5 protein-coding genes are annotated in these 6,049 nt (G+C 34.8%); 1 reads left to right on the forward strand and 4 read right to left on the reverse strand.

Features of this window, described 5'->3' with window-relative positions; translation table 11 throughout:
- Positions 1–153: 153 nt before the first annotated feature.
- On the forward strand, positions 154–3,510 hold the full coding sequence (locus tag ACHZDT_RS00660; RefSeq protein ID WP_394772733.1) for an Ig-like domain-containing protein: 3,357 nt from the start codon (positions 154–156) through the stop codon (positions 3,508–3,510).
- A gap of 254 nt (positions 3,511–3,764) precedes the next feature.
- Here ACHZDT_RS00660 and ACHZDT_RS00665 read toward each other — a convergent pair whose 3' ends face one another.
- The 4 genes from ACHZDT_RS00665 to ACHZDT_RS00680 all read right to left on the reverse strand — a co-directional run.
- The gene (locus ACHZDT_RS00665) at positions 3,765–4,166 is read right to left on the reverse strand and encodes a hypothetical protein (RefSeq protein WP_394772734.1); all 402 of its coding nucleotides are present in this window, start codon (positions 4,164–4,166) and stop codon (positions 3,765–3,767) included.
- 2 nt (positions 4,167–4,168) lie between these two features.
- A complete protein-coding gene (locus ACHZDT_RS00670; RefSeq protein WP_394772735.1) occupies positions 4,169–4,789 on the reverse strand; it encodes a DUF2931 family protein in 621 nt (206 codons plus the stop codon).
- A gap of 2 nt (positions 4,790–4,791) precedes the next feature.
- On the reverse strand, positions 4,792–5,070 hold the full coding sequence (locus tag ACHZDT_RS00675) for a hypothetical protein (protein WP_394772736.1): 279 nt from the start codon (positions 5,068–5,070) through the stop codon (positions 4,792–4,794).
- A gap of 30 nt (positions 5,071–5,100) precedes the next feature.
- Positions 5,101–6,049 (reverse strand): DUF2931 family protein (locus ACHZDT_RS00680; RefSeq protein WP_394772737.1); only part of this gene is annotated, 949 nt, incomplete at its 5' end.

Consider the following 6,049-nt stretch of genomic DNA (forward strand, 5'->3'; position numbering starts at 1 on the left):
TCGGGGGATTCGTGCAATTCGTGGCGAAAAAAAATTAAGAATTTTATTACTACTTGAAAACTATTAACTACAAATGTTTGTCATATTTAAAACCAATGCGAGTGAGAATGAATTTTAGTTAAGATGCTGACAAGCATGCAAAAAACAAAAATTATGAAAACAAAAATTACCACTAGATTATTTCATTTCACGAAAACAATAGTCTGTTTTCTATTATTATTTGCAAGTTCAGTTTATGCCCAGGATCCTGCTCAATATGGCACGCCATATACAGGAGTTCCAGATCCAAGAGACGCAAATATTTATCAGGTTCATATTCGTCCTCATAGTGCTTCCGGAACTTTATCCGCAGTTACATCTGATCTGGACCGAATTAAATCACTTGGTATCAATGTGCTTTATTTAATGCCAATTTATCCTTATGGAACAGATTCGAGAAGTTCAAACTCTCCTTATTGTATCAAAGATTATAAATCAGTAGGTTCTGAATACGGAACGCTTACAGATATGCGTAATCTGGTAGATGCGGCTCATGCCAAAGGTATGGCGGTAATGCTGGATATTGCTGTAAACGGAACTTCATGGGATCATCCCTGGACGGTTTCTCATCCGGAATATTATCAAAGAACCGGCACAACAATTAATCAGTTGGCAAACTTCTCTGACATAGCAGCATTGGATCTTAACAATACGGCACTTCGCGGAGCAATGAAAGATGCGATGCGTTATTGGATTTTTGCAGCAAATATCGACGGATATCGTTGTGATTTTGCTAATAATCCTCCTATTGATTTCTGGACGGAAATTATCAGTAATTTAAGAGGAATCAGTTCTCATAACTTATTAATGCTTGCCGAAGGAGATCGTTTACAAAATTTTCAAGCAGGATTTGATATGAATTTTGGTGATAAATGGTTTTACGATGCCTTGAAAAATGTGGCTGGCGGAGGTCCGGTTTCTACAAGATTCCAAACCACAAATGACATGGAATATACGTATGCAACAGGAAGTCAGCAAGAAGTGAGATGGACTGCAAATCACGATTCCGAAAACAACAGCGATACTGCTCCTTTTACAGTATTTAAAAGTAATGCCGGAGTAGTGGCAAATTTCTTAGTTTCGGGTTATATGAAAGGTGTTCCTTTTTTAACCAGCGGACAAGAAGTAGCCTTCAATCAGGTAATTCCGTGGCCTTATACTTCTGTAAAAATCAACTGGAGTAATACAGCTGCCACACCAGAATTTGCCAAAATACTTAACTTCAGGAATAGTAGTGCTGCCATCAGACGTGGTACAATGACGCCTTATGCGAGTGATGATATTTGTGCCTTTACAAAAACATTAGGAACAGAGAAAGTTATTGTAATGACCAATCTTAGAAACGCCGGTAAAACATTTGTGATTCCGGCAGCATTGGCAGGAACTTATAAAGATGCCTATACTGGTGCTACCGTAACATTGGTTTCCGGAGCTACACAATCTTTTAATGCTTTTCAATATATTGTTTTAACCAATACAAATGTTGCGGTTGTTGCCGTTACAGGAGTTTCTGTTAGTCCTGCAACGGCAACTGTTGGTTTGGGATCTACTCAACAATTAAATGCAACTTTAGCTCCTGCAAATGCAACAAACCAAAACGTAACCTGGACATCCGGCAATACAGCTGTTGCAACTGTAAACACATCTGGTTTGGTTACAGCAGTTTCGGCAGGAACAGCAACTATTACAGTTAAAACAGTTGACGGCAATAAAACAGCAACTTCAGCCATAACGGTTGCGTCAATTCCGGTTGCTTCAATAAGTGTTTCGCCAACAACATCAAGTTTATATGCGGGAAATACACAACAACTTTCGGCAACAATTGCTCCGGCAAATGCTACGAATAAAACGGTAACGTGGAGTTCTAGTAATACTGCAATTGCAACTGTAAATTCATCCGGATTGGTTTCAGCAGTTTCGGCAGGAACGGCAACTATTACAGCAACAACTCAAGACGGAAATAAAACCGCAACCGCAATTATCACGGTAAACCCGAATACTAATTTTACGGTTTATTTCTACAAACCAACAACTTGGGGAACCGGAATTAAGATTTATTATTGGAGCGCTTTACCAACCGGAGTTTTAGCCGATGCTTCCTGGCCTGGCGTAAACATGACAGATGCAGGGAATGGCTGGTATAGCTATACGTTTACAAATGTAACTTCGACCAATTTAATTTTTAATGACGGAACAACCCAATCTGCTGATTTAAGCCGAAATAAAACAGGTTGGTATATGAATGCAACTTGGTATGACAGTAATCCGGGAACTGTTGTTGCGGTTACAGGAGTAACTTTATCGCCAACAACAGCGTCTTTATTAGTTGGTGCAACACAACAATTAACGCCCACAATTGCACCTGCAACAGCAACAAACAAAACGGTAACTTATAGTTCAGGCAATACTGCTGTAGCAACTGTAAATGCTTCCGGTTTAATAACTGCTGTAACCGCAGGAACTGCAACTATTACAGTAACAACTCAGGATGGTGCAAAAACCGCAACTTGTGCAGTAACTGTAAGTGCGTCAAATGTGGCGGTAACAAGTGTAAGTTTAAGTCCGGCTTCAGCATCGTTGTCTGTTGGTGGAACACAACAACTTACACCAACAATTTTACCTGCAAATGCCACGAATAAATCAGTAACTTATAGTTCAGGTAATACTGCTGTGGCAACTGTAAATGCTTCTGGTTTGGTAACTGCTGTAGCAAACGGATCTGCAACTATTACTGTTACAACCGTTAACGGAAGCAAAACAAGTACATGTGCAATTACTGTTTCAACCGCAACAGGAACGTATTACACGATTAAAAACAGATGGACCGGCGCTTATTTATCTGATGCCGGAGTAAATGTAGGTTATGGAGCAACGGCTACTAACAACAATTACAAATGGCAAAAAATTGCAATTGATGCAACTTATTATGTTCTTAAAAATGTTGCAACAGGCGAACTGATTAATATCGAAGGTCAAACAGGATCTGTTCAATGTAATATTACTGACACTACTTTCTGGAGCGCACAATGGTCTAGCGATAATGTTGACGGAACCTGGATCAGAATCAGAAACAGATGGCAATCCGGAAATATTATTCATGTAGAAAACCAAACAGGATCTGCTCAATACGGAAATTCTCAGGATGGTTGGTTTAGCGCACAATGGCAATTAGAACTTACAAGTGCTTCAAGTGCTAAATCTGTTCTTAAAGTAGAAGACGCTTTAATCAAAGAAAAAGCAGTAACTATTTATCCAAACCCTTCAACCAACAATCAATTTCAAGTTGTATTGCCTGAATTAGAAAATGGAGAAACGGCTTCAATTACTGTTTCTGATATAAACGGAAGAACTGTTTTAACAGAAAAACTATCTACTTCAGGACAAATTAATCATCATTTATCATCCGGAATTTATATTGTAAATATTAATTCTAAAGGTTTGAATGTGACTAAAAAATTGATCGTGAAATAATTTAAAGTTTATATAAAAAGTAAAGGGCTTATGAAAATTTTCATAAGCCCTTTTTTATTGTTATCAAAAGAAATAACTAATATATACTTTTAGCATAAATTTCTAGCTGAGTTGTTTCGTCTTTCATATCTAATTTTATACTGTCCTTCCCGATTTTAATTCCAATTCATCTTTCTGGTTCTCTCGGTAAGAGATTACAAAGTGGTTATTGATTTTTTAGAAAGTCAAAGCTTAATTATTGATCTTTAAGCATCTTACATCTGTGGAAAAATAGTCATTTCATTTTTAGATTTATATCTGTCTTTAAATATAAATTCTGAATTTGTTTTTGTATTTTTCAGAATAACTTTAATACCGTTATTACGATCATTTACAATTAATTCAAGAACTAATGATTCTGCTTTAGCATTGCCACTTTCTTTCCTGAAATTATCTAAAATATCCTCTTCATCAAAAGAAAATTGCGTCATAAATTTTTTTTTCCCATTTCCCCATTTCAAATAAAATTCTTTTGGTAGATAATCAAACACAGGAATTGTTTTCGACTTTCTTTCACTAAAACTATAAATATTTTGATTAAAAAATTCAAAATAAGAATTATCTAAAGTATATCCGTCTGGCAATTTGATTTCTAATCTATAAGAGTGTCGTTCCATTACTAACGCCACTTTTTTAGAGATATCGATATCTGAAGTTTTGTCGGTTTCTGAATAATGATCAAAAATATGCCAAGTTGCTTTGATTTCTTTAGTTTGATATGTTCCAATTTTAATTTTTGTTTCATTATCATTTTCATCAAACTTTTGTATCCATACTGCAACCCTCCCTTTGGGTTGAATTTCAGCAACAAACAAAGAATTTGATCGTTTCTATAAGTACTCTTTTCAGTTGGAAAAATACCCATTTGCACCGCTTTTTTCAAAATGGTTTCATATGGTAAAACAAAATTACCTGTATAAAATTTTTTCTCATTATAAGAAAACCATGATATTGATAAACTATCGGGGAAAAAAGCACCAACAGTATTATTTTCAGAATTGTTTATTTTATCCCAACTATTATCAAGTATCATGTTTTTATTTATGTCAGAAGAATTGCCTTTGAAATTGCAACTTGAAACTTGCACTACATTTTCTTTACTGCTTATAACACCTATGTTCCATTCAAATCTTTCTCGTCCCTGGAAGAAATAATTTTGTACACCATTTGCAATTACAGTAACTATGAGCAATACTGTTAGCAGTATATTTGTGAAGTCAATATGTTTATTTTTTTTCATAATTAATTTTTAAAAGCTTTACCCAACTGAAGTAAATACCCAAAAATCACAAAATAGATTGCAGAAATAATTAAGCACCAATTTATCAGATTGCCTACAGATTTTCTATAAGCAAAATCTTCTTTGTTACTAAAATAAATAATGATTAGCAGTATATTAATCGATATAGGAACTGCAAAAATAATTACACTTTCAGAATTTTTTTCCCCATTTATAAAATAGGTCTGCATAGATATAGCTATCAATATTAGCAGGAAAATGGTTTTAGTTAATTTATCCATTGTGCATTTTGTTTTTTTAGAATAAAACATTTATCTATAAGATTCTTTAAATTCTATATCAGTCTTAAATACTCTTTTATTAACTGTTTCTAAAGATCTTCCGTTTAATAAAACCTCAAAATCTCCATTATCAGCAGTAACTTTTATTTGAATTTCATTATCGCCGTTATCTCCATTTTTAAATTGTTCGTTTGTTTTTTCCCAATTAAAAAATGCTCTGCCTTCAAATTTTTCTCCTTTGCCCGTTTCCCAAAAAAAAGTGATATGACTTGGAATAGCTCTTGCTCTTTTAGCAGGAGTTAATGATACAGGTCGAACAGCAATTTCAGATTCCGCATTAAAGTATCCTGTCATGACATCAAAAAGTTTGAAAGCTGGATTTGTAGAAGTTATGGCAGTATGCCAAACATATTTTTTACGGTAATTATCCCATTTTTCAGGACTTGTATCTGGAATAAAATAATTTTCGTGCACTTGTTTTCGATTCATTGACCATGAAGCAAATAACTTTTCTTCCAGAGCTGCATCATCTTTTATTATTTCCGCTTGATAACGTCCCAGTTCTTTTTGAGTAGCACCATATCTTAACCAAACAACAACTATCCCTTTTGGCGCAAATCCAAAAACAAGATCACCAAATTCTGTATAAGCACTTTGATAGGGTTTTCTATCATATACGTATTCATTCACTACTTCGTTATATTCTAAATCTTCATTCTCAGAATAAAATCTTTTGGTTAAATCCTGCATGGTTTCCACTGGAAAATCTACATTTAACCGGTAAAAAGTATCTTCATAGCCTGCATAATAGGTAATATCAGCCCCAATAGGAGTTCCATATTGTTCTGTCCATGACTTATGAGAATCTCCCCATTCGCCTGAAGAACCTCCGTAAGGGAAAGAAGCTGAGCTACCTTCAAGTGTTTTTATTTTATCATAAACAGGTTCTATTAAATATTTATCCTCTGGGTGCGACATT

The organism is Flavobacterium sp., from assembly GCF_043722275.1.
In the GTDB taxonomy this organism is placed as follows: domain Bacteria; phylum Bacteroidota; class Bacteroidia; order Flavobacteriales; family Flavobacteriaceae; genus Flavobacterium.